Raw genomic sequence first — 24,455 nt, 5'->3', positions numbered from 1 at the left:
CGTCATGGCTCCCAACATCGCCACCAACACCACCGTCGGGCTCGACGAACTGCTGGACTTCGTACGGCCCCGGCACCGCGCCATCCTGATCACCACCCGCGCCGACGGGCGGCCCCAGGGCTCGCCGCTCACCTGCGGGGTGGACGACTCCGGCCGGATCGTCGTGTCCACCTACCCCGAGCGGGCCAAGACCCGCAACGCCCGCCGCGACCCGCGGGTCAGCCTCGTCGTGCTCTCCGACGACTGGAACGGCCCCTGGGTCCAGGTCGACGGCACCGCCGAAGTGCTCGACGTACCCGAGGCGCTGGACGCCTTCGTGGAGTACTACCGCAACATCTCCGGCGAGCACCCCGACTGGGCCGAGTACCGCGAGGCGATGATCCGTCAGGGCAAGTCGCTGATCCGCGTCACCCCCGAGCGGTGGAGCCCGGTCGCCACGGGCGGCTTCCCCGCCCGGCTGGCCTGACGCAGTCGGCGGAACGCCCCGACCGTCCACGGGGTGCGGCTTCCCCGCGCGGGCGGCGTGACTGCGGTCCCGGTTCCGTAGCCGTAGCCGGTACGGAAACGGGCGGCCCACCGCGCGGCTCCGGGCAGGGTCCGGGCGCGGGCCCATGCCGCGTACGGACCCGCGCCGCGGGCGCAGGCTTGGACACGCCTGCCGCGCGGGCCAGTTCGCGGGTACGGATAGAGGCACGCGCTGCCGCCGAGGCGCAGACCGGGCCCCCTGCCCCGCGGGTCGGTTCACCAGTACGCGCACGGGCTGCGTCCGAGTGCAGACGCGGACCAGCCCGGCGCCCGGTCGTTCGCAGGTGCGCGTCCGGGCTCGGTCTGCCATCCACGGGCAGCGTCGGACCCGCCTGCCGCGCGGTCGCTCACCGGTACGCCTACGGGCTCGCGCTGCCGTCCGGGCGAAGGCCCGTGCACCAATTGCCGTGCGGGCCCTTCGCCGTACGCGCTCGGGGTCACCTCGTATCGCGGGCGCATCACTCGTTCGTGGAGGCCGCGTCGGCTGTCATCAGCCGTTCGTGGCAGGTCCGTCGGGCGGGTGGACGCCGTGGGGGCCGCCCGGGCGCGATGCCGGCAGCGTGACGTGGAAGACCGTCCGGCCGGGCGCCGACGTCACGCCCACCTCGCCGCCGTGCGCGGCCACCACCGACTGCACGATCGCCAGGCCGAGCCCCGTGCTGCCGGCCGCCCGTGAGCGGGAGGCGTCGCCGCGGGCGAAGCGCTCGAAGACGTGCCGCTGCAACTCCGGCGGGATGCCGGGCCCGTCGTCCTCCACCCACAGCCTCACCGCCCCCCACAGCCGCCGCACCCGGGCGGTGACGGTGGTGCCCGGCGGGGTGTGGGTGCGCGCGTTGGCCAGCAAGTTGGCCAGCACCTGCTGCAGCCGCTGGGCGTCACCGCGGACCGTGGCCGGCTCGTCGGGCAGGTCGAGGCGCCACTTGTGGTCGGGGCCGGCCGCGCGGGCGTCGCTGACGGAGTCCACCACCAGCGGCGACAGGTCCGTCTCCACCCGGTCCACCGGCCGGCCCGCGTCGAGGCGGGCGAGCAGCAGCAGGTCCTCGACCAGCGTCGTCATCCGCGCGGCCTCGGATTCGATACGGCCCAGCGCGTGCCGGGTGTCGGGCCCGGCGGGCTCGTGGCCGCGGCGGGTGAGTTCGGCGTAGCCGCGTATGGCGGCGAGCGGGGTGCGCAGCTCGTGGCTGGCGTCGGCGACGAACTGCCGTACCCGGGTCTCGCTCTCCTGGCGGGCGTGCAGCGCCGAACCCACATGGCCGAGCATGCGGTTGAGCGCGGCACCCACCTGGCCGACCTCCGTGCGGGGGTCGGTGTGGGAGTCGGGGACCCGCTCGTGCAGCGCCACCTCGCCGCGGTGCAGCGGCAGTTCGGAGACGCGGGTGGCGGTGGCGGCCACCCGGCGCAGCGGCTTGAGCGCGATGCGCACCAGGGCGGCGCCGGCCAGCCCCGCGGCCAGCAGCCCGGCCACCGAGACCGACACCTCCACCCACACCAGGGTGGACAGGGTGTCCCGCACCCCGGCCGTGCTCAGCCCCACCAGGATGATGCTGCCGTCGGGGCCGGGGGCGGCGGAGGCCACCCGGTACTGGCCGAGGCCGGGCACGCTCAGGGTGTGCGGGTCGCCGTCGCGCGGCACGGCGGCGAAGGCGGCGGCCTGGTCCGGCTTGAGGTAGCTCGGGCCGAGCTGTCCGGTGCCGGGGTCGGTGGCGCCGACCGCGGCCTGGCTGACGCCGCCGTCCGCGCCGACGAGCGCGGCGACCGTCTCGCCGGGCTGCCCGCCGCCGGTGCGGAAGACGAACGGCAGCCCGCCGGGCCCGTCGCCCCGACCGACCGCCCCCCGCGCCTCCGGCGGCAGCCCGCCGGGGGCCTGCCCGCGGTCGCGCGGCCCCTCCGCCCTGGCCACCGCGTCGCGCACCTTGCCGTCGAGCTGGCCGTAGAGGAAGTCGTGCAGCGCGAATATCGTGACGCCGCCGATCACCGCGCACACCGCGGCGACCAGGGCCACGCAGGAGGCGACGAGCCTGCGGCGCAGCGACCAGGCGGGTCGGCGGCGCAGCGGCCGGGCAGGCAGGCGGCGGTGTGCGGCGGGGGCCGCTGGGACAGCGGGTGCCATGGGTGTCACGGGGCTGGCGAGGTCGCCGGGGTCACCGGGGTCGCCAGGTCTGCCCGAGCTGCCGGGGCCGGCTGCGGTCGGCCGGGGCGCGGGGGCCCCGGGCGGCTGCGGCGGCACCGGCAGCGCTGACGGCGCTGACGGCTCTGACGGGAGGCGGACTTGGGCTTGGCCTTCGGCCTCGGCTTCAGGGGAGGCCGTCCGGGGCTCGGCCGTCTCGGTCGGGGCGGCCTCGGCGAGGGCGGCTCTTCGTGCGCCGGGCTCACGCGAGGGCACATCCGGCGAGGCCAGTCCTCGCGAAGCCGCGTCTGGTAGGACGGGTTCTCGTGAGACCGCATCCGGTGAGGCTGCTTCACGCGAGGCCGCATCCGGCAAGGCCGCTTCGCGCGAAACCGCGTCTGGTGGGACGGGTCCACGTGAGACCGCTTCCGCTGAGGCGGGTCCACGCGAAGCCGCTGCCAGTGAGGCCGCTCCTCGTGAGACCGCTTCCGGCAGGGCAGGTTCACGCGAGGCCCCTGCCGGCAGGGCGGGTTCAGGCGAGATCGCATCCGGCAAGGCGGGTTCACGCGAGGCCCCTGCCGCTGAGGCTGCCTCCCGTGGGACCGCTTCCGGCGGCGAGCCTTCCGGTGGCGCGGCGGGCCCGGCGGTGGGCGGCGCGGTGTGCGGGGGGCGGGCCGGCGTCACGCGCCTTCGCCGGGCTTGATCAGGTAGCCCGCGCCGCGCCGGGTGTGGATCATCGGCGTGCGGCCGGCGTCGATCTTGCGGCGCAGGTAGGAGATGTAGAGCTCGACGACGTTGGCCTGGCCGCCGAAGTCGTAGGACCAGACCCGGTCCAGGATCTGCGCCTTGCTCAGCACCCGGCGCGGGTTGCGCATCAGGTAGCGCAGCAGCTCGAACTCGGTGGCGGTCAGGTGGATGTCGGTGCCGCCGCGGCTGACCTCGTGGCTGTCCTCGTTGAGCACCAGGTCGCCGACGATCAGCAGCGACTCGTTGCGCACGGCGGCGGCGCCGGAGCGGCGCAGCAGGCCGCGCAGCCGGGCGACGACCTCCTCCAGGCTGAAGGGCTTGGTGACGTAGTCGTCGCCGCCCGCGGTCAGGCCGGCGATCCGGTCCTCCACCGCGTCCTTGGCGGTCAGGAAGAGAACCGGCACGTCCGGGGTCTCGCGGCGCAGCCGGGCCAGCACCTCCAGGCCGTCCATGTCGGGCAGCATCACGTCGAGGACGACGGCGTCGGGCCGCTGCTCGCGGGCCGAGCGCAGGGCGCCGGCGCCGTCGGCCTCGGTGCGGACCTGCCAGCCCTCGTAGCGCAGGGCCATCGAGAGCAGGTCGGCGAGCGGGGTCTCGTCGTCGACCACCAGCACCTGGACGGGAGTGCCGTCGGGTCGGGCCAGCTCCTGGCCGGTGGACTGGGCGGGGACGGTGTACGCGGTGGCGGCCCGGGAGGCGGCCGCGGATGAGGTCGTAGCCATGGTGACCACCCTGTGGGCGCGCTATGAAATCCGCCTTGGCCGAATCTGTGAAAACTCTGAGAATCTGGTTCCGCCGGGGGCGGGACGAGGGGTCCGCGGGCCTGCGTCCGCCGGTGCGGGCGGTGTCCGCGCGCGGGTGGGAGCGCCGTTCGCCTGCGGGTGACGGCTTTCCCGACGTCCGTACGGTGGGGCGGCGGGCGCCCGGTGGCGTACGTCGCCGAGGGCGTCCTCTTCTACCTGCCGCCCGAGCAGGCCCGTGCGGTGGCCGCGCTCGGCGCCGGCTTCGGCCGTACGGCGGTGACCGCCGTGAGCTGCCAGCCGCCGCCTCTAGCAGCCGGGTGCCGGCCGGGCAGCGCGACTGGTTCCGCAGCCGCGCGCGGTCCGGAAGACGCGAGCTACCACCACGAACCGGCCACCCTCCTGGGCACCCCGTACCGCTGCCCCGCCAGGCGGCGCCGCTCAGCCGTCCACCCGGTAGTAGGCCGTCAGAGCCGTGAACGCGCCCAGCCACGCCTGGAGTTCGCCCGGCGAGCCGGCGGTGACCTCGCAGGTGTGAGCGGTGCCGTCGTACTGCAGCACCACGACGGACAGGACGCTCCGCCGCCCCTCCCGCCGCTCGGCCCAGGCCACTTCGACGTCCCCCCACGGAAGTTCGACGACGCGCCCGTCCTTCCCGAGCGAGATCCCGCCCCCGTCGGCAACGACCGCGTTCCGCCGATCCATGACCAGGAACTCGGGCCCAGCCGGGCCTGGTTGGGGCGGTGCGGCCGCAGGACCGTAAGGGGACGCGAAGTTGGGCGCCGCCGCGTACGGAGGGGTGCCGGGCGCGTACGGAGAGGGCCCGGGCGCGTACGGAGGGGGCGGTGGGAGGGAAGGCGTAACGGCTCCGGGCGCGGGCGGCGCGACGGCCGCAGGCGCCAACGGACCGGCGGGCGCCACGGATGCGGGCGTCGGCGGCACGGCAGCGGGCGTAACGGCCGGGCCTGTCAGCGGAACTGCGGGCGCCACGGGCGCGGCTCCCGGCGAAGTGGCCGCAGGCGCCGGCGTCACGGGCTCGGGCGTCAGTGAAACAACGGCCTCGTCCGAAGGCACGCCACCAGGTCCGCCCGCAGCGGACTCCGTCACCGCCCGGTCGCCGAACCCTTCACGCGGCTCCACCCTCCGGGGAGGCGCGAGCTCGTAATCCCCACGAGGCGGCGCGAGTTCGTAGTCACTCGCCCCGCCCTGCTCCCCGTACCCCGTACCACCGGTGCGCTCCACGCCACCCACCCCCTGAAAGACCCCCATCACCCCCAGTGTCCTCCAACGGTCATGGGGCGACCGCATGGACCAGCAGGGTTCCGATGTGTCCGGGGTGGGGTGCGTCGAGGATCCGCGCGCAGGCCGTGGCAAAGCCCGCGCGGGTGAGCAGGCGTTCCCAGACCGCCGGACGGTAGCTGTAGCGGTACGTGTACATGGCCTTCCCGGCGAAGCCGCCCTTGTACATGCCCTGCGGCCCGTACGCGCCGGGAATGGCCGGGGGCTGGGAGAAGACGAAGACCCCGCCGGGCGTGAGGCGCCGCCGGACCAGGGGGAACAGGCGTCCGGGGTCGGTGAACCAGGCGGCCCCGAAGATCGAGTAGACGGCGTCGTACGTATCCTCGTGCTCACCCAGGTACTCGAGCACCTCGGAGCACACGAACTCGGCCCCGCTGCCGGCCCACTTCGCGGTGGTCGCCTTCACCATGACGGGCGACAGGTCGACACCCCGAGCGGCGACACCGCGTCGAGCAAGGTACGCGAGCGCGCGGCCGGTACCGCACCCGATCTCCAGTACGGACCGCGGCTCCCCGAGCAGTTCCACCCCGGGCCCGTGCCCGGCGTACTGCGTCCAGCAGAAGCTCGCCTCCGCGTCCCCTTTCAACGCGGAAGCCGCGTAGGCGTCCCACAGCTCCCTTTCGGCGTCGATGTCATGTCGCACGGACACGCCGCTACCCCTCGCATAGGGCCGGCCCCGCCCCTGCTGACCGGGGACGGGGGCCAGCGTGGAATTGTTCAGTGGCTGTCGGGCACCTTGTTGTCGCACGGCGAGCATTCCGCCCCGTCGATCGCCCAGAGTTCCTGGTCGACGTCGAAGCCGATGGACACCAGGAAGTCCGCCGTCCGCAGGCACAGGCCGTCGCTCCGGCGCTCGATGAACGGCGCGTGGTGCTTGTAGCGCCCCTCGTTGTACACGTGGCAGAGCGCCCACCACACCGGCATGTCGAGAATGAGCTGGTGAACGCCGATGTCCACGAGCTTGCCGACGCCCAGGTGCACCTCGCTGTGCTCCATGCAGCCGACGGTGTACATGACGGCGTTGCCGAGGATGCGCTCGGCCATGTCGCGGACCATCGTGTTGTCGCGCAGCAGCAGGGCGACCTCTCGGTCCCAGAGGGTCATGCCGCGGTCCAGCACGTTGACCGTCAACTGCGTGACGTGGGGCTGGACGGAGTTGAGGAGTTCCTTCGGATCGCGCGTGCGCGTCCCTGCGGTCCGGTCGAGCGTGACGGTCATGGACTACCCCTTCGGAGACAGGTCGTGCCGTTGCGGTTCGGGGGCTGACCGGCGTCCCGGGTCTGGCGTGCGCCGGCCATGAACGGGACGTTAGGGAGCGGGCGTTGCCGGAGCCACGGAAGTTGCGCGAAGTTGCTCAGTCGTTCGCCGCGGTTGCGTAAGGTTGCTGATTCAGGGCAACTGAACCTGGGACGCAAGGCGTTGGCCTCGGGAAGGCTTGGGACATCGGCCCCCGAGGGAAGGACGTGATCATGGCCCGACGGCTGCGGTTCAACGGCACTGGCAGTGGCGTCAACGGGTGCCCGTCCGTACACGAGGACATCGACACAGGCGAGATCATCCTGCACGGCCCCGCCCTCACCGATCCCGGCGACATCGCGCAGCTCCGGCACCTGAACGAGGGCGAGGTGCCCATCGTGGTGCCACGCGGGTTGCTGGTCGACTTCGGTCCGAAGGAGGTCGTCCGGGTGGCCGACGTCATCGGGCTGGACGAGTTCGATCGGCTCTTCACGCAGTTCGAGCACACGGCATGGCGGCTGGAGACGCGCCGCCGCTATGCCTCGGACGAACTCACCGACACCTACGCCCAGTTCATGCGGGGTGAGCCGGTCGACTGGGAGGGAACCGACGCGGAGTGGTGCGCGGAACGCCGCGAGCAGGTGGCTCTGGGCAAGCGGTTCGAGCGCGTCCGCATCGTCGACGATCCGCCGACGGCCGGCCAGCTCTACCTGCTCGACAACGCACGTCGTAACAGCCTCGTCGGGGAGAAGATCCTCAACCTGCCGCGGGAGGACGCCGATCGCCTCGGTCTGCCCGCCGAAGACTTCTGGATCTTCGACTCCCGGTTGGTCGCACTGCTCAACTTCGATGACGCCGACAACCTGGTGGACGTCGAGCTGATCACGGAGCCCGCCGCGGTGCTGCGGTACGTCATGACGCGCGACGCGGCGCTGCACCATGCCCGTCCGTACGAGGAGTTCGCGGCGCGGCCGGCCGTGCGTGACTGAAACGGGCGCCCACCGGTGAGCACGGACTACCAGCAGGCACGGGAAGCACTCGGGGTACGGCTGCGCGAACTCCGGCTCTCCGCCCGTGGCGGCCGGCTCACCGGCGCCGACCTCGCCGAGCAGCACGGGTGGAACAAGTCCAAGGTCAGCAGGCTGGAGAACGGCAAGCAGACTCCGACGCCCGACGACCTGCGCAAGTGGGCGGATGCGACCGGCCGGCCGGAGGCGTACGACGAGCTGGTCGCGCGCCTCCGAGGATTCGAGTCCCACATCAGGTCGTGGCGGAGGCAGTTGGCCTCGGGACACAAAGCGGTCCAGGACACCCACCTGAACGCCCATGCCGACGCCTCGGTGTTCCGCGGCTGGGAGCCCGCGATGGTCTTCGGGATCCTTCAGACCCCGGACTACGCCCGGTCGCTCTTCACTCGGTACGCCGAGTTGCAGCGATCGCCACGCGACACCGAGGAGGCGGTGCGGTCCCGCATGAAGCGGCAGGAAGCGCTGTACGACTCCTCGAAGCGCTTCCACCTCCTCATGTGGGAAGCCGCCCTGCACGCTTTGGTCTGCCCGCCGTCGGTGCTGGCGGCCCAGCTCGACCGCCTCGCGGGAGCCGTCGGTCTGGACACGGTCGAGCTGGGGATCATCCCGCTCTCGGCCCCGCTCAAGATCCCCCCGGCCACCGCCTTCTGGCTCTACGACGACGCGCAGGTGATCGTCGAGAACTGGCACGCGGAGCTGTGGATCGACGACGGTCCCGCCGTCGCCACCTACCTGCGCACGTGGCGCACCCTCCGCGAGTCCGCCGTCTACGGCCCCGCCGCCCAGCACCTCATCACCGCAGCCCGACGATCCCTGCCGCCCACCTGACCTTCGTCCACCCACTCACAGACGCGCCCACCGAAAACCTCGCGGGCCTTTTGAACGAGAAGCCCCGGCCTCCGCTGGAGAGAACCGGTGCTCCGACCCATGTCCGACCCGACGATCGGTGCGGGCGCGCCGGCCGGGGGTCCCGTGGCCCTCTCCAGGGCTCCAGCCGTGATGGAGCACCGTCGTTCTCCCCGGTATGCGGTCGGCGGTCGGCTTCACGCGCGCCCGCCCAGCCCGCGCAGTGCCAGCCGGCCGCACAGCGCGGCCAGCGGCAGCTCGGCACCGAGCGCCATGGCGACCGCGGTGGCGAAGTCGCCGCCCGAGGCCGCGGTCGTCGTGTCGAACCAGGCGTCCACCGCAAGCAGCGTCGCGGTCGCCGCGGCCGTCAGGGTGTGCCGCCGGTCACCCCTGGCGGCGAAGAGGCCCCTGGCGATCAGGCCGACCGCCTCCAGCGTGTCGAGCCCGACCCAGGCGACCGGCCAGTGCGCCGCGGTCGCGGTGGCCGGCAGGCCGGTGGCCAGCACGTACAGCCAGGGCAGCAGGGCGAGCCCGCAGGCGACCAGCAGCCACCCGGCCCGCCGCACGCCCCGCGCCGGACGCGGCACCTGCGCCCCCTCGTACAACGGGATCACCTGGGCACCGGCCATTTCCTGCTCCCCCAAGGCGAGTTGACGCATCGCCTTCCCCCGCTCCCCGTCGGCTCTCCCCTTCACGCGCTCCACCCTCCGCCGCGCACCATGGCCCCGTCAGTCACGCAGGAACCCGAACCGGGGTGGAGACAAGTGCAGCCCCGAACCGGGTGGGAGCGTCATGGCACCGGGATGGCCTGCGGCTTTAGCGTGTGGCGCATGCAACTCAGGACGCGGCTGCAGCTGATGCCGGGTCGGCCGTTCCGCGGGGCGGGACACCGGACCGCGCTCGTCGCCGCCGGCGTGCCGCTCCATCTCGCCGTCATACCGCTGTGGCTCTGGCTGGCCGGCGCGCTCGCGGGGGCGCCGGCCGTGACTCCGCTGCCCGTGCTGCTCACGCTCGCGGTGACCCCCCTGCTGAACGTCGGGCAGCGGCGCCGCTACCGGGCGCTCATCGGCAAGGACCTCCCGCGCCCCGCCGCACCCGGGCCCGGACGCACCTGGACGTCGGCGCTACGCCGGCTGACCACACGGGCCCTGTGGCGGCAGACCTGCTACCACGCCGTGGCGGGTCCGCTGCTCGCCGTCCTGGACCTCGCCGTCCTCGCCGTCTGGGCCGCCGCTCTCACGGCCGCCTCCCTCTACGTGTGGATCTGGGCGCTGCCCCCGCAGTGGCGGGTCACCGACCTCGGGTACACCACGCAGGCCGCGTACATCACCGCCGGCGGCCTCGCCCTGCTGTTCCTCGCACCCTGGCTGACCCGCGCTCTGGTGCGGCTGGACACCCGGGCGGCCGAGGTCCTGCTCGGCCCCAGCCGCACCGAGAAGCTCGCCCGCCGCGTCGCCGACCTCGCCGAGAGCCGGGCCGGTGTGCTCGACGCCGCCGACGCCGAGCGGCGGCGGATCGAGCGCGACCTGCACGACGGCGCGCAGCAGCGCCTCGTCGCCCTCGCCGTCAACCTGGGCCTGGCCAAGGCGACCCTCGGCGACCTGCCGGCGGACGCCCGCAAAGTGATCGACGAGGCGCACCGCGAGGCGAAGGAGGCGATCGCCGAGCTGAACGACCTGGTGCGCGGCCTGCATCCGGCCGTCCTCGAGGACCGCGGCCTGGACGCCGCGCTGTCCGGGGTCGCCGCCCGCCTCCCGATCCCGGTGCGCGTGGCGGTGGACCTGCCACGGCGCCCCTCGCCCACGGTCGAGGCCGTCGCGTACTTCGTGGTCTCCGAGGCCCTGACCAACGTGGTCAAACACGCTCGGGCGACCCGGGCGGAGGTGACCGTGGAGGGGACCGGGGAGAGGATGCTGGTCGTCGTCGCGGACGACGGCGCGGGTGGCGCGGATCTCGCGGCGGCCGGCGGCACCGGGCTCGCCGGGCTCGCCAAGCGCGTCGCGTCCGTCGACGGCACGTTCTCCTGCCACAGCCCCGCCGGGGGCCCGACCGTCATCACCGTGGAGCTGCCGTGCGCGCCGTGATCGCCGAGGATTCCCTGCTGCTGCGCATCGGCGTGGTCAAGGTGCTGGAGGCGGCCGGCTTCGAGGTGTGCGCGCAGGTCGGCGACGCGGAAGGGTTGCTGGCGGCCGTCGAGGAGCACCGTCCCGACATCGCCGTGGTGGACGTGCGGATGCCGCCCGGCTTCACCGACGAGGGCGTACGTGCCGCGCTGGTGATCCGCCGCCAGTATCCGGGTACGGCCGTGCTGCTGCTGTCGCAGTACGTGGAGGAGCGGTACGCCGCCGATCTGCTCGCCGCCAACACCTCGGGCGTCGGCTATCTGCTCAAGCAACGGGTCGCCGATGTCGAGGAGTTCGCCGAGGCGGTACGCCGGGTGGCGGCGGGCGGCACCGCGCTCGACCCGCAGGTCGTCGCGCAGTTGCTGGTGCGCCGGCACAGCGATCCGCTCGACCGGCTGACCCCGCGCGAGCGGGAGGTGCTGGAGCTGATGGCGGGCGGCCGGTCCAACTCCGGCATCGCCGCGGAGCTGGTGGTGAGCGAGAGCGCGGTCGCGAAGCACATCAACGGCATCTTCACCAAGCTCGACCTGCCGAAGGCCGAAGCCGACCACCGCCGCGTCCTGGCGGTACTGCGCTTCCTGGGCGTGGCGACCGCGTAGTACGCGATCCTCCGCGTAGTCCGCGATCACGCCCGTGTGCCAGCTGGTGCGGCCTGCCGCGAACACCGCCCGGATCGGCCCCGAGCCCGGTTGCCGTCAAACGCTGCGGTCACGACATAAGCCGGAGGCCCCGTGGATCACTCCACAGGGCCTCGGACGTGCTGTGCACTCGGCAGGATTCGAACCTGCAACCTTCTGATCCGTAGTCAGATGCTCTATCCGTTGAGCTACGAGTGCGGGGCTTTCCGGCTGGTGGGCCGGTCGGCGTCGCGGGGACAACATTACATGAGGGGCGCCGGGAGGTGAAATCGATTGGGGCCGGGGGGCGGGAACGGGGGGTCGGGCGTACGGAGGGAGGGGGCCGGGCGTTCAGGGCAGGGGTGGTTGGGTACGTCACATTGACCAAGAAGTTAGGTATGCCTAACCTAAGTTCGTTCCCGTTTCCCGAGGTCAGCGAGGGGTTCCGCCATGCCCATGTCCGTATTCGCCGCGGCCGCAACGGTGGCGCCGCACGCGGGGCCGTACCTGGCGGGGGCCGCGCCCTCGACCCCGCTCGGGCCCTTCGCGGACAGCGCCGTCGCGTGGACGGCCTGGGTCACCCTCATGGGATTCGTCGGCCTCACCGCCCTCGCCCTCACCGCCGCGGGCCCCGCCGCCCACCGCCTCGGCCGCGGCAGCGCCCCCAGCAACGGCACGCCCAACGGCACCAGCAACCGCCACGGTGACGGTCACGGCACCCATACGAGCAGCGGTCACACCACCCACACGAGCAACGGCGACGGCACCCACACCCCCACCCCCCTCGCCACCGTCACCACCCGCCTCGCCCGCGCAGCAACCCTCCTCGGCGCCCTCGCCGTCCCCGCGATCCTCACCGACCTCGCCCACAGCGCCGCCGGCGGCAGCGGCTACGACTACGGCGCCGCCTGGCACTCCCTCTACGACGGCAGCAACGACGGCCTCCTCGCCGGCCTCGAGGTCACCCTGATCGCCGCCGGCGCCCTCCTCCTCGCCCCGCTCGCCCTGCGCTCCCTCGCCGGTGGCCCCGCCCGCCGCCCGCTGCTGGTCGCGGGGCTCGCCGCCGGCACCGTCGCCCTCGGCACCACCAAGTTCCCCGACGCCGCGCCCGACGACTGGGGCCGTACCGTCTTCGAGACCGCGATGTGGATGCTCCACCTGATCGGCGGCGCCGTCTGGCTCGGCGGCCTGGCCGGCCTGGCCCTGCTCGCCGCCCCCGGCGCGGTGGCCGCCACCGACCGCGGCGCCTTCTGGTCCCCCGCGATCCGCCGCTTCTCCGCCGCCGCCATGGGCTGCGTGGCCGCGATCACCCTCTCCGGCCTCTTCCTCTACTGGGAGCACGTCGACGGCCCGACGCAGCTGCTCACCACGATGTACGGGCGCGTGCTCGGCGTGAAGATCCTCATCTTCGGCACCCTGCTGGTTCTCGGCGCCTTCAACCAGTTCTGGCTGCACCCCCGGCTCGACGCCCTGCGCGCCGCCGGCGACGACCGCCCGCTGCGGACGCTGCTGGTACGGGAGTTCCCGGTCGTCGTCACCCTTGAGACGCTGCTCGGCTTGTCGCTGCTCTTCGTCGCGCCCTTCCTGCACGGCTCGGCGCGCAACCAGGCGTACCAGGCCGGCCTGGCGAAGCACTCCGACGTGGCGGCCGACGCCCTGCCCAAGCTGGCGCAGAAGACGGCGAGCACGTCCACGTGGCTGCTGGGTACGGCCGAAACGCTCGCGGTGGCCGCGGTCCTGGTGGCCGGCTACTGGTACTCGGGCGTCCTGGCCCGCCGCCGTACGTCCGCCGCAACCGCCGCAGCCGCCGGGCCGGTAGCGAACTCGGCGAACTCGGCGGCCTTCGCCAAATCCGCGAACTCCGTGTCGGCCGGGCCCACGGCACCGGGCGCCTCCACGGGGACCGCGACTCCCGACGAAGCCGGCGTCTGACGGAGGCGTGCGAGGTGGACGGGCGCGGGGGCCGCGCAACCCCTCGTGCGGACGTTCGCCGCCGGCCCTATCGCCCGGCCCTGGACCGGCTGGCGTCTACTGCGGAGGCCGACGCGACGTCCCCGAGCGCCTTGTGCCGCTTCCACGCCCACCGGCAGAACCGGCCGACGAAGGCAGCCGTCACGATCGGCGCGGCCGAATCGGCGCGTTCCTCGGCACCCGCCCAGCCGCCGCTCATCCACAGCATCGGCGCCAGTCCGACCACCACCCACGCCGCGGCGAGGCCGAAGACCAACTCCTTCGCCCGCTCGGTTGCCTGCGCTGCCCGTCTGCCCATGCGCGTCAACGTACTCGGCAACCCTGCACCGACGCGGATCGGCCCATGTCCCTGGCCGCCCTCGCCGGTGCGGCCCGCCCCGCGCCCCACGCCGCCGCCGTACTCGCGTCACTCGATCCGCCGGGTACGCCGTACCCACGGCCGTACCCCGGCCGCCGGATACATCGCCTCGTACCCCGGGCCGAGTGGCTGTGGGTGGCCGACTTGATGGAGCGGCGGTTGGTCGGAGCAACCCCCCGGCCATCGCAAGGCTGACTGTCACAACCCGATCACAACTCCGCGCTCACCCGGCGGCACCCGGCATGCTCCCCACGACCACATCAGGGGGGCACATGCCACACCACCGCGCCGCAACAGCGGCCGCCCTGCTCGTCGCCGGCCTTGCACTCACCGGCTGTTCGAGCAGCAACCACGGGCACGCCGAGGTCACGTTCAGCGGGAAGTACGCACCGCTGAACAGCGTCACCACGACACCCGCGACCGAGCCGCCCATACCGTCGGACTCGAAGCTGGCGACCGGAGCCAGGACTGCCGCGTGCTGGAAGGCCGTCCGCGACCAGTACACGCCCGGGACTGTGCAGCTCACCGGGGCGCCCACCACTCCGCCCGAATGCGCCGGCCTGTCGAGCGACGAGATCTCCGAGATCGCATCCGACGTCCTGGCCCACCAGCTCAGCGGCTGACCAGCCGCCGCCGACGCCACGCGCCGCATCGCGGCGTTCATCCCGCGCCGGAACCGCCTCACGGCGGCTGGTGCCGTCAGGGTGCCCTCAGGACGCTGAAAAGGGGCCCTGGAAGCAGATCAGGGAGCCTCCGCTATTCGGCGGAAACTCCCTGGTCAGGTGGCGGAGGCGGAGGGATTTGAACCCTCGATGGACGGTAAAGCCCAAACCGCATTAGCAGTGCGGCGCCATAGACCGGACTAGGCGACGCCTCCTTGGTCACGAACCCGTGCGAACGGGCGCGTGGGGGAATGATGGCACAGCCCGAAGGGCCGCGACCAATCCGAGAATACGGTACAAGGCCACGCCTGGGCAGGGCAAAAAGGGGTCGGCCCGGGAGTCGCCCGACCGCACCGGCGGGCACGCCCACGAACGAGTGGTTGCCCGGGGGTCGGTGCGGGCCGGGCGTAAGGAGTGGGGCATGCACCCCACGCACCCCGCGCACCCCACCGGCTCCGCGTCCCCGCGCCCCGCAAGGCGCCCGTCCCGCCGTACCGCGACCGGTACCGGCACCGCCAGCAGCTCCGCGAGGAGCACCACCAACAGCACTCCGGCCACCCCGAGCGGCCCCGCCACCACGAGCGGCCCCGCGAAGAACACCGTCAGCGGCACCCCGACCACCGCGGCCGCGGCCACCGCCCCCATCACGGCAGCCACCCCAGCCGACGCCCCCACCACGGCAACCACCGCCGCGGCCACCCCCACCGTCACGGCAACCACCCCACCCCCCACCGAAACCCCCGTGCGCGAAACCTCCCCACAACCCGCCCGTCTCGCCCTGCGCCGCTGGCCCGCCGTCCTGGTCCTCGCCGGCGCCCTCCTCGCCGTCCCGGCCGCCGCGTACGGCCAAGTGGTGCCCCACCACACGGCCCCGGTGCAGGACCTGGTCCCCGACAGCGCGACCCCCGCACCGAACATGGCGGCCGCAGGCGGCGCCGTACAGAGCACCCCGGTCACCGTTCCCGCGCAGGGCGGCCCCGGGAGCATCCCGGTCCCGGCCCTCGCCCCTGACGGTCAGGCCCCCGACTTCGTACAGTCCGCCGACCCCACCCCCGTACAGGGCCGCCTCACCGTCACCTACGACGACGGCTCCGGCCGCCCCCGCACGTACCGCCTCTTCTGCGGTGGCATGGCCGGCCGCGCGCACCCCGAGGACGACGCCGCCTGCGCGCGCCTCGCCGAGACCGGTGGGCCCGTGGCCGCGACCCCGCAGGGCCAGGCGTGCTCGATGATCTACGGCGGCCCGCAGACCGCCGAGGTCCGCGGCACCTGGCAGGGCCGCCCCGTCCACGAGTCGTACCGCCGCACCGACGGCTGCGAGGTGGCCCGCTGGCAGAAGATGGTGCCCGCGCTGCCCGACCCCGTACGGCGGCCCCCGCACCACCCCGTTGCCGCGTGACGCACACCACACCTTCACGGCACAACCCCCAACCCCCCACGCGGTGGCGCCACATGGCCGTCCTAGGCCACATGGCAGGACCCGACCCGTACACTCGGTCTAGTGACATGGCCCGGGGCCGGCGGCAAGATGGGCCGCCCGTGACGCAGGCCGACCGCGCCGAACGACCCCGCCGGGGCGGGGTCCGCCGGGGGTCGTCTGCGACTCGGCGCACCGCCCCGGCACTGCGCCACGCGGAACAGCACATGCGGTAACAGGGAGGAAGCGTCTCGTGAGCAGCAGGCCATCCCGAGGCGCTGCTCGCCTCGCTTCGATACTGGACGCCCTCCCGGACGCGCTGCTGCTGGTCAACGCCAACGGCACGGTGGTGAACGCCAACGCCATAGCGCTGGAGACCTTCGAGACGCCGGGCACCGCCCTGGTCGGGCGCGGCCTGCTCGATCTGCTGCCCGGCTTCGATCCCAAGCGGATCCCCGGCTCGATGCGCAGCCCGCAGGAGGCCGCCGAGGACACCCGCACCAAGCCGACCCGGATGACCGCCCGCCGTACCGACGGCACGGAGTTCCCCGTCCAGGTCACCAGCGCCAACCTCGACGACAGCCGCACCCCGTACGCCGACTACGGCGACGGCATGCCGCACTACACCGGCGACGAGCTGCTCATGCTGGTGGTCCGCGACCTGAGCGGCACCGTGGACACCGAGGCCGAACTCGCCCGCCAGCAGCGGCAGACGGAGATGATCCTGCGGGCCGCGGCCGAGGGCGTGGTCGGTGTGGACACCGCGGGCAAGGTCGTCCTGGTCAACCCGTCGGCCGCGCAGATCCTCGGCCACCGCGCCACCGACCTCGGCGGCAAGGAGCTGCACCCGCTGGTGCACCACTCCCGCCCGGACGGCTCGCCGCTGGCCTACGAGGAGACCCCGCTCGCCGACACCCTGCGCTCGGGCCGCAAGCACCGGGTGCGCGGCCAGGTGCTGTGGCGCAAGGACGGCAGGGCCGTGCCAGTGGACCTGACGACGGCCCCGGTCCGCGACGGCGACCAACTCGTGGGCGCCGTCATGACGTTCACCGACCGCACGCAATACGACGCCCTGGCCGCGCGCAACGGCCAGCTGCGCGCCCTGCTCGACACCTCGCTGCGCGGCCCGCTCGCCGAACTGCGCGGCGAACTCACCGGGTTGGCCGCCGACCCGGCCGGGCAGCTGTGGCCCGAGGCCAACCAGATCCTGCACCACCTGGCCGCCGGCTACGCCCGCATCACCACGCTCATCGACAACGTGCTCGACTTCCAGCGGCTCGACCGGGGCGACGACAAGCTGCGCCGCGAGGCCGTCGGGATCGACGAGGTGGTGGCCGCGGCCGTCGAGGGCGCGGTGGAGCTGATCGGGCCCGGGCGGGCGCAGTTCGCGGTGCACGCGGGCGAGATCGAGGCGGTGGTGGACGGCCCGCGGCTGGCGCAGGCGCTGGCCCACCTGGTCGCCGACGTCGCCGGGATCGACGCGGCCGGGAACGCGATGGCCTTCGCCGGCGACTCCACGATCGTGGTCGCGGCCGCCCAGCGCGGCGAGATGGTCCGCATCGACGTACGGGGCCCGAGCGCGGGCGGCGACCCGGTGCACCTGCCGCTGGCGCGCGGCATCATCGAGCGCCACGGCGGGGTGCTGCAGACGCACGAGGTGCCGGGGCAGGGCAGCGCGTACGTGCTCGAAGTGCCGCTGGGCGCGGTCCCGGACGGCACCCCGGAGAACACCGAGGGCTCCGGCGCGGAGGGCGCGGGCGCCCCGGTCCACGGCCGCCGGGCGGCACACGGCCGCGCGCGCTCGGCCGAGAGCGGTACGGGAGGCGCCGGCGCTACGGCCCCGGGCGTGCCGGGCGGCGGGCGCGCGGCGGCGCGGGCGCGGCAGGCGGCGGCTGCGGCGGAGGCGTCCTCGGGTGCGGCTGCCGAACCCGCCGAGCAGGTGCCCGCCGAGGCACAAGAGGGCGCCCAGGACGGGGCCGCGCGGCAGCCCCGCCACCCCGATGACACCGGTACGGTCGTGGCGCCGTGGGCGATCCCGGCCGCGGCCGACCAGAGCGAGGCCCCGACCGGGCGGCGCCGGGCCCTGCGGCGGCCGGGGGAGGACGGTTCCCGGGGCGGCCAGGGCGAGCGGGCGGAGCGCAACGGCCCCGGTCTGCGCAGCGTGCCGAGCGGCGAGTCCGCGGGCGGCCCGCAGGAAGTGGCGCCGCAACTCGGCCCGCAGGTGCCGCAGCCGGGTCCGCAGATCCCGCAGCAGGTCCCGCCGAACGTGACACCACAGATCCCGCATCAGGGGGCGCAGCAGTCCCCGCCGCAGGGCCCGCAGCCGACCGGTCGCCGGGCCCGCCGCGGCCGCCCGGCGGAGGAGGAGCCCCAGGAGGAGGGCGAGCTGCGGGAGTTGCCCGTCAGGCGCGTCCCCCACGCGCTGCCGTCGGCCGGCGAGGGTGATGGTCCCGTGCCGCAGGGCGCCCCCAACCCGCAGGGCGCGCGCGGCCTTCCCGCCGCTCCCCTCGCACCGGGCCAGGGCATTCCCAGCACTCTCCCCAACAGCCGTGCCCCGCAAGGCGCTCCGGGTCGGCCCGCGGGTCCGGGCGGCCCCGGGAACCTTCCCGCGCAGGGCGGCCCGAACGGCCAAGTCCCGCAGGGCGCACCAGGGTTGCCGGTCGGCCCCACCGGACTCGGCGCGCCCGGCGGCCAAGGCGCCCACGGCCGGGCCGGTCAGGGTGGTCCGGCCGGACCGAACGGCCAACTCCCGCAAGGTGCAGCGGGGTTGCCGGTCGGCCCCGGCGGACTCGGCGACGCCCCGGCGCCCGGGGGCCCCAACAGCCCGGCCGCCCCGGGCCTTTCCGTGGGCCCGGGCGGCGGAGCACCCCACGGCGCTCCGGGGCTGCCCGGCGGGCCGACCGCATTCGGCGACGCCAACTCCCAGGCCCCGCAAGGTGCTCCGGGTGTGCCCGTCGGCCCCGCCGGGCTCGGCTCTCCCGGCCGGCAGGGTGACGCCCAGAACCACCCGGGCACCCCCGACGCGGGTGCCGCCGGCGAGCAGCCGCAGCGGACCGGGCGCCGGGCCCGGCGTTCCCTGGAGGCCGCGCCTGTTCCCGGCCTGCCCTATCAGGTGGGTCCCGGCGGGGGCCCGGCCGCCACCGCGTGGCCGCAGCCCGGCGCCGAGGCGCCGCAGCAGCACGCGCAGCCGCAGGAGGACCCCAGGGGGCCCCGGGCGAACGCCCCGGCGCTCGCGCCCGCCGCCCAGGACCGTCCCACCCTTCCCGCCCCCCAGCAGCCCACGTGGCCGGACCCCGAGCGGCCCGCGCTCCAGGAGGCGCCCGCCCCCACGCAATGGCCGCAGGCCGGCGGCCCGCTGCCGCGGCCGCAGAACGGGCCCCATGACGGACCACAGCACGGGCAGCAGAACGACCCGCGGGTCCGCCCCGCCCCCAACGCCGGTCCGTCCCAGGACCCTTCGCACCAGACGCAGGGGCGGGCCATAAGCGTGCGCACCCTCGGTCAGGGCGTGCCCTACGGCGGCGACGCGGGCGACCAGACCCCGACGCAGGCCGCGCAGGCACAGCACCCGCAGGGCCTGCCCGCGCAGGTGGCCGCGGGTGGTTCCGGGCGCCGCCGCCGGCTGGCCGCGCCCCAGGAGGGCCCCTCGGTCAGCGCGCTGCCGCTGGTGCCGAGCCAGCCGCCGGTGCCGGGCGGCGAGTCGCTGCCCCGCCAGCACCCGCAGGCCGGCCCGGAGAGCGGCCAGGTGCCCGTACGCACGCCGGAGGGACGCGAGACGGCACGGCTGCGGGCTGTACCGGCCGAGGACCCGAACCCGCAGCCGGGCGCCCGCGCGTACGCGATAGGGGCGCCCGCGGCGGGCGCCGCCGAGGGGCCCGAGCCGCTGGACGGGCCGAACGGCGCGGTCGACGTCACCGACACCATGGAGCAGCCGCGGATCGGGGGCGAGGAGGCGCCGCTGGACGAGCCGCGGCGGCTGCTGGTCTGGCCCGAGCCGGACGTCTCCACCCGGCAGGCGCTCACCGACCGGGGCTACCGTCCGGTGATCGTACGGTCCCGCGAGGAGGTGGACGCGCAGGTCGCCGAGCCGCCGGCCGCGCTCTTCGTGGACCCGCTCACCGGGCCGATCACCCGTACGGCGCTGCAGTCGCTGCGGCAGGCCGCGGCGGCGGCGGAGGTCCCGGTGCTGGTCACCGCGGGGCTGGGCCAGGCGACCCGCGAGGCCGCGTACGGGGCCGACCCCGCGGTCCTGCTCAAGGCGCTGGCGCCGCGCGACAGCGAGCAGCATCCGCCGCGGGTGCTGCTCGTGGAGGGCCACGACCCGATCGCCATGGCCTTCGCGGGCACTCTGGAGCGGCGCGGGATGCAGGTCACGCACGCCGACTCCGAGGCCGACGCGATGACGAAGGCGGCCCAGATCCACCCGAACCTCGTGGTGATGGACCTCATGCTGATCCGCCGCCGGCGGCAGGGCATCGTGGACTGGCTGCGCGGCCACTCCCGCCTCAACACGACCCCGCTGGTCGTCTACACCTCGGCGGACATCGACCCCGCGGAGCTTCCCCGCCTCGCCTCGGGCGAGACGGTCCTCTTCCTCGCGGAACGCTCCACCAGCGCGGACGTCCAGTCCCGGATCGTGGACCTCCTGGGCAAGATCGGGGCGTAGCCCTAGCCCCTTTACGGGGAAGGGGTACTGCCCTGTCAGGCCGCCTCCCAGGCGCGCCACCGCGGTGGCCGGTCGCGCAGTTCCTCCCCCAGAACTTCGCCTGGGGGCACCCCCAGCGCCCCTTTCGGGTTCCCGTCTGCCCCACGGGGTCGTATGCCGACCCGGGGTGGTGGCCTCTTCCCGCGCAGTTCCCCGCGCCCCCATGGAGCTTGCCGTTCGCGCGTAGGGCGAGGCCGTACAACCCAGGGGCGCGGGGAACTGCGCGACCAGCCATCCTCCGGCCTGGGGCCGGGAAGGGGCAGAAGCCCCTGCGGCGGGTTGCCGTTTCTTGGGGGCGCGGGGAACTGCTCCCCCAGAGGGGGCACCCCCACAGCCACCTACCGGCCTGCGGCCGGGGACGACGGCGTACCCCCGACGGCGGGTGGCCGTCCCAGCGGGGGCCGGGGGGAACCCCGGGCGGCGGGGGGCCGTTCGGGCGGGGGCGGTCAGAGACGTGTCACGTCGAGTCGCCCTTCCGCGTAAGCCGTCCGCAGGACCTTCTTGTTGAACTTGCCCACACTCGTCTTCGGCACCTCCTCGACCAGCGTCCAGCGCTCAGGTACCTGCCAGCGCGCCATGCGCTCCGCGAGGAAGGCGCGCAGCTCCTCGAAGCCCGCGGCAGCGCCCTCGCGCAGGACGACCGTCGCGAGCGGCCGCTCGCCCCACTTCTCGTCGGGCACGGCGACGACCGCGGCCTCGGCGACATCGGGGTGCGCCATGAGGTGGTTCTCCAGGTCGACCGAGGAGATCCACTCGCCGCCGGACTTGATGACGTCCTTCGCTCGGTCGGTGAGCGTGAGGTAGCCGTCCTCGGAGATGACCCCGACGTCGCCGGTGCGCAGCCACCCGTCCGGGCTGAACTTGTCGTCCGGCCGCAGGGCCTCGCCGCCGGCCCCGCCGTAGTACGCGGCCGTGATCCACGGTCCGCGCACCTCCAGTTCGCCCGCGGACTTCCCGTCCCAGGGCATCACCGAGCCGTCGGGCCCGATCAGCCGCGGCTCCACCGAGGCGGGGAACCGCCCCTGCGTGAGGCGGTAGCCCCACTCCTCCTCGGGGGTGGCGTAGACCGGCGGGAAGGAGGTGGTGCCGAGCGGCGAGGTCTCCGTCATGCCCCAGGCGTGCACCAGCCGCACCTTGAGCTGCTCGTCGAACGCCTTCATCAGCGCGGGCGGGCACGCGGAGCCGCCGATGGTCACCCGCTTCAGCGCACCGATGTCGCGCGGCTTGGCGGTGAGTTCGGCGAGCAGGGCCTGCCAGATCGTCGGCACGGCGGCCGCGTGCGTGGGGCGCTCGGCCTCGATCATCTCGGCGAGCGGCCCCGGCTGCAGGAAGCGGTCCGGCATGAGCAGGCCGATGCCGGACATGAAGGCCGCGTGCGGGATGCCCCAGGCGTTCACGTGGAACATCGGGACGACCACCAGCGAGGTGTCGTAGCTGCTCAGGCCCATCGACTCGGTGCTGTTGACCTGCATCGAGTGCAGGTAGACCGAACGGTGGGAGAAGACCACGCCCTTGGGGTCGCCGGTGGTGCCGGAGGTGTAGCACATGGCCGCGGCCTCGCGCTCGTCCAGCTCCGGCCAGGGGTAGGTGGTGGGGCGGCCGGCGAGCAGTTCCTCGTAGTCGTGGACGGCGGGCGGGCAGCCCTCCAGCAGCGTCAGGTCGCCGGGGCCGACGACGACCAGGTGCTCCACGGTGGGCAACTGCGGCAGCAGCGGGGCGAGCATCGGCAGCAGGCTGCCGTTGACGAGGACGACCCGGTCGGCGGCGTGGTTGACGATCCAGGTCAGCTGCTCGGCGAACAACCGCAGGTTGAGCGTGTGCAGCACCGCGCCCATGGCGGGGATGGCGAAGTACGCCTCCACGTGCTCGGCGTTGTTCCACATCAAGGTGGCCACCGGTTCGCCGCGGCGGACCCCGAGTTCGTCGTGCAGGGCGTTGGCCAGCCGGACCGCGCGTTCGCCGGCCTCGCGGAACGTACGGCGCTGCGGCCGGTCCTGTCCGGTCCAGGTGGTGATCACGGACCTGCCGTGCACGTGGGTGCCGTGCACGAGGATGCGGGTGACGGTGAGCGGCACGTCCTGCATGGTGCTGAGCACGGGGGCCTCCGGCAGCGGGGGACGGATCGGTGCGGGCTCGGTGCTGGTCTGTCCTGGGCGGTGCTGTGCTGGATGTGTACTGGGCCCGTAAGAAGGTCGCTGCCGTGATTCTGGTGGCGTTCGGCGCGAAATGTCACTACCCCGCGGCCGATCGGCGGATCAGCCCACGCCGACCTCCAGCTCCGGGTCGTCGCGCAGCTTGCCGAGGGCGCGGGAGACCGCGCTCTTGACGGTGCCGACGGACACACCCAGGGTCTCGGCGGTCTGCACCTCGCTCATGTCCTCGTAGTACCGCAGCACGACCATCGCGCGCTGCCGCGGGGGCAGCCGGGCTATCGCGCGCAGCAGGGCGTCCCGCTGGGCCTGCTGCTCGGTCAGGTCGGGCCCGGACACGGCGGGCTCGGGCAGCTCGTCGGTGGCGAACTCGTCCACCCGGCGCTTGCGCCACTGGGAAGTGCGGGTGTTCACCAGGGTGCGGCGGACGTATCCGTCGACCGCCCGGTGGTCGTCGATACGGTCCCAGGCGAGGTAGGTCTTGGTCAGGGCGGTCTGCAGCAGGTCCTCGGCGTCGGCGGGGTTCGGCGTCAGGGAACGTGCGGTGCGCAGCAGGGTCGGGCCCTTGCTGCGTACGTAGGCCGTGAACTGCGCCGTGTGGGCGCTGGTGCAGACAGGCGTGGTCATGGCTCCACGCTAGGAGGTGGGGCGGGTGCGGCGAATCGGCCCCAGGTGCCGAAAGGGGATCACCCTCAGGTCGTAGGCCGGGGGCTGTCCCCACCACCCGGGGGTGGACCCGCGGGTGGTCGTCCCCGAGGGGATGCACCCCAGGGAGCACGGGGACGGCCCCCGCGGGGGCCCGTTCGAAGGCTCCTCGGCTCAGCCGACCACCGCGACGGGAGCGTCCAGCAGGTCCCGGTCGATCGTCAGCGAGCGGCCGCCGTGGGTCTCGGTGACGGCGCCGTGGTACTGGTGGACGCGCCGGTGCGGGGTCCAGGTGTCCGGGTCGAGCGAGGGCTCGGCGGTGAGGGTGGGCGGCACGCCCCAGCGGGCGTACCAGAGCGCCTGCGGCAGCTGGGTGGTGCCGGCCGCGCGGGCCCTGGCCATCTGCCGGATGCCGGAGTCGGCGCTGCTGTAGAACCCGGGGATGTAGCCGGCCGCGGTCACGCCCGTGTCCCAGGAGCGGACGAACTTCAAGGTGGCGCTCGCGCAGGGCCCGTTGCCGATGTCGTACGCCTCCATGTCGAGGTAGAGCGCGCTGCCCGGGTCGAGGCCGAGGGCCTGGGCGCGTTCGACCGCGTCCTGGGCCTCGTCGGCGCCCTGGGCGGTGGGGCGGGCGGTGTCGATGCGGTACGGGTTCTTGTTGGCGCCCGCCACGCAGGGGCTCTGCGAGCCGACATAGATCGGCAGCAGGCTCCAGCCGGCGGCGGTGGTGCGGCGCACCCAGGAAGGGGTCAGGTGGACCTGGGACTTGCAGGCGCGGGCACGGCCGCCGAAGTAGATGCCGGCGGCGCGGTAATCGGAGTGGGCGATCCACGCGTCCATGGTGGCGAGGTCGGGGGCTTGGCAGGTGTCGAAGCCGCGGCCCTGGAAGTCCCGGCCTTGGAGGGTGCGGCTTTGGGTGTCACTTCGTTGTACGTCGCTGCTGTGTGCGGCACTGCTTTGTACGACGCTGCTGGAGGCGTTGCGCGCCTGGGCGTTACGGGGTTGCGTGTCGCGGCTCTGCGGGTCGGCGCTCTGCCTGCCGGGGCTCTGGAGGTCGCGGTCCAGGAGGTCGCGGCTTTGCACGTCGCGCCCTTGGACGTCGAGCCCGAGGACGTCGCGGCGCGGGAGGTCGGTCGCGCCGGCGGTCCCTGCGGGCAGCACGAGCCCGGCGAGCGCCAGCGCACCGGTGACCATAAAGCGGATGAACGCACCTTTTTCGCTCATTCCGTGAGTCAACGACGGTTGACGGCAGCCGCCGAGCCGACACGCCGCCACCACC

Annotated in this window: 19 protein-coding genes and 2 tRNA genes; 9 read left to right on the top strand and 12 right to left on the bottom strand. The window is 74.1% G+C overall.

From position 1 onward, the window contains the following. The first annotated feature begins 4 nt into the window (after positions 1 to 4). Entirely contained in the window at positions 5 to 466 is a 462-nt protein-coding gene (locus BLR33_RS04790; RefSeq protein ID WP_093782993.1) for a PPOX class F420-dependent oxidoreductase, read from the top strand. Positions 467 to 1,015: 549 nt separating this feature from the next. On the opposite strand, the gene BLR33_RS04785 is transcribed toward BLR33_RS04790, so the two are convergent. The 5 genes from BLR33_RS04785 to BLR33_RS04765 all read right to left on the bottom strand — a co-directional run bounded on the left by BLR33_RS04785 (position 1,016) and on the right by BLR33_RS04765 (position 6,636). After that, positions 1,016 to 2,635 (bottom strand): sensor histidine kinase, encoded by a 1,620-nt coding sequence (locus BLR33_RS04785; RefSeq protein WP_093782992.1) that lies wholly within the window; start codon positions 2,633 to 2,635, stop codon positions 1,016 to 1,018. 677 nt (positions 2,636 to 3,312) lie between these two features. Next, entirely contained in the window at positions 3,313 to 4,101 is a 789-nt protein-coding gene (locus BLR33_RS04780) for a response regulator transcription factor (protein WP_093782991.1), read from the bottom strand. Positions 4,102 to 4,560: 459 nt separating this feature from the next. Then, a complete protein-coding gene (locus BLR33_RS04775; protein WP_093782990.1) occupies positions 4,561 to 4,824 on the bottom strand; it encodes a hypothetical protein in 264 nt (87 codons plus the stop codon). 586 nt (positions 4,825 to 5,410) lie between these two features. Then, positions 5,411 to 6,067, bottom strand: coding sequence for a class I SAM-dependent methyltransferase (locus BLR33_RS04770; protein WP_093782989.1), 657 nt, complete (start codon positions 6,065 to 6,067; stop codon positions 5,411 to 5,413). Between the two features lie 68 nt (positions 6,068 to 6,135). Then, the gene (locus BLR33_RS04765) at positions 6,136 to 6,636 is read right to left on the bottom strand and encodes a hypothetical protein (RefSeq protein WP_093782988.1); all 501 of its coding nucleotides are present in this window, start codon (positions 6,634 to 6,636) and stop codon (positions 6,136 to 6,138) included. Positions 6,637 to 6,887: 251 nt separating this feature from the next. On the opposite strand from BLR33_RS04765, the gene BLR33_RS04760 reads away from it, so the two are divergent. Then, the gene (locus tag BLR33_RS04760; RefSeq protein ID WP_093782987.1) at positions 6,888 to 7,643 is read left to right on the top strand and encodes a DUF6879 family protein; all 756 of its coding nucleotides are present in this window, start codon (positions 6,888 to 6,890) and stop codon (positions 7,641 to 7,643) included. Between the two features lie 15 nt (positions 7,644 to 7,658). Continuing rightward, complete coding sequence (locus BLR33_RS04755; RefSeq protein ID WP_093782986.1) at positions 7,659 to 8,510, top strand: helix-turn-helix domain-containing protein; 852 nt, start codon at positions 7,659 to 7,661, stop codon at positions 8,508 to 8,510. Between the two features lie 215 nt (positions 8,511 to 8,725). Here the strand turns inward: BLR33_RS04755 and BLR33_RS04750 are convergent, their stop codons facing one another. Then, positions 8,726 to 9,157: a hypothetical protein gene (locus tag BLR33_RS04750; protein ID WP_407639632.1), complete on the bottom strand. Its 432-nt coding sequence runs from the start codon at positions 9,155 to 9,157 to the stop codon at positions 8,726 to 8,728. A gap of 201 nt (positions 9,158 to 9,358) precedes the next feature. Here BLR33_RS04750 and BLR33_RS04745 point away from each other — a divergent pair, with 201 nt between their 5' ends. Both BLR33_RS04745 and BLR33_RS04740 read left to right on the top strand, forming a co-directional pair. Further along, entirely contained in the window at positions 9,359 to 10,612 is a 1,254-nt protein-coding gene (locus BLR33_RS04745; protein ID WP_093782984.1) for a sensor histidine kinase, read from the top strand. Continuing rightward, entirely contained in the window at positions 10,600 to 11,250 is a 651-nt protein-coding gene (locus tag BLR33_RS04740; RefSeq protein WP_093782983.1) for a response regulator transcription factor, read from the top strand. The genes BLR33_RS04745 and BLR33_RS04740 overlap by 13 nt, the downstream gene beginning before the upstream one ends. Positions 11,251 to 11,414: 164 nt before the next feature. Here BLR33_RS04740 and BLR33_RS04735 read toward each other — a convergent pair. Further along, positions 11,415 to 11,487: transfer RNA gene (locus BLR33_RS04735), tRNA-Arg, on the bottom strand. Between the two features lie 231 nt (positions 11,488 to 11,718). Between BLR33_RS04735 and BLR33_RS04730 the strand changes: the two genes are divergently transcribed. Further along, complete coding sequence (locus tag BLR33_RS04730; protein ID WP_218136611.1) at positions 11,719 to 13,200, top strand: CopD family protein; 1,482 nt, start codon at positions 11,719 to 11,721, stop codon at positions 13,198 to 13,200. 67 nt (positions 13,201 to 13,267) lie between these two features. Here BLR33_RS04730 and BLR33_RS04725 read toward each other — a convergent pair whose 3' ends face one another. Beyond that, a complete protein-coding gene (locus BLR33_RS04725; protein ID WP_143031629.1) occupies positions 13,268 to 13,537 on the bottom strand; it encodes a hypothetical protein in 270 nt (89 codons plus the stop codon). Between the two features lie 332 nt (positions 13,538 to 13,869). Between BLR33_RS04725 and BLR33_RS34660 the strand changes: the two genes are divergently transcribed. Next, on the top strand, positions 13,870 to 14,220 hold the full coding sequence (locus BLR33_RS34660) for a hypothetical protein (RefSeq protein WP_143031628.1): 351 nt from the start codon (positions 13,870 to 13,872) through the stop codon (positions 14,218 to 14,220). Between the two features lie 160 nt (positions 14,221 to 14,380). On the opposite strand, the gene BLR33_RS04715 is transcribed toward BLR33_RS34660, so the two are convergent. Then, positions 14,381 to 14,474, bottom strand: a tRNA-Ser gene (locus tag BLR33_RS04715). A 206-nt stretch (positions 14,475 to 14,680) separates the two neighbouring features. Between BLR33_RS04715 and BLR33_RS35840 the strand changes: the two genes are divergently transcribed. Together BLR33_RS35840 and BLR33_RS04700 are read left to right on the top strand one after the other, a co-directional pair. Continuing rightward, the gene (locus BLR33_RS35840) at positions 14,681 to 15,658 is read left to right on the top strand and encodes an SSI family serine proteinase inhibitor (protein WP_245771155.1); all 978 of its coding nucleotides are present in this window, start codon (positions 14,681 to 14,683) and stop codon (positions 15,656 to 15,658) included. A 271-nt stretch (positions 15,659 to 15,929) separates the two neighbouring features. Continuing rightward, on the top strand, positions 15,930 to 20,342 hold the full coding sequence (locus tag BLR33_RS04700) for a PAS domain-containing protein (protein ID WP_093782980.1): 4,413 nt from the start codon (positions 15,930 to 15,932) through the stop codon (positions 20,340 to 20,342). A 485-nt stretch (positions 20,343 to 20,827) separates the two neighbouring features. On the opposite strand, the gene BLR33_RS04695 is transcribed toward BLR33_RS04700, so the two are convergent. From BLR33_RS04695 to BLR33_RS04685, 3 genes are all read right to left on the bottom strand, one after another. Beyond that, positions 20,828 to 22,477, bottom strand: a complete 1,650-nt coding sequence (locus tag BLR33_RS04695) for a long-chain fatty acid--CoA ligase (RefSeq protein WP_093782979.1) — start codon at positions 22,475 to 22,477, stop codon at positions 20,828 to 20,830. Positions 22,478 to 22,636: 159 nt separating this feature from the next. Then, positions 22,637 to 23,158 (bottom strand): SigE family RNA polymerase sigma factor, encoded by a 522-nt coding sequence (locus BLR33_RS04690; protein WP_093782978.1) that lies wholly within the window; start codon positions 23,156 to 23,158, stop codon positions 22,637 to 22,639. A gap of 192 nt (positions 23,159 to 23,350) precedes the next feature. Continuing rightward, entirely contained in the window at positions 23,351 to 24,400 is a 1,050-nt protein-coding gene (locus BLR33_RS04685; protein ID WP_245771154.1) for a glycoside hydrolase domain-containing protein, read from the bottom strand. Positions 24,401 to 24,455 lie beyond the last annotated feature (55 nt).

It is taken from the genome of Actinacidiphila guanduensis, assembly GCF_900103985.1.
Classification (GTDB): Bacteria; Actinomycetota; Actinomycetes; order Streptomycetales; family Streptomycetaceae; genus Actinacidiphila; species Actinacidiphila guanduensis.
Note: the sequence above shows the minus strand (reverse complement) of the source record. Positions and strands in the feature narration are given on the sequence as shown.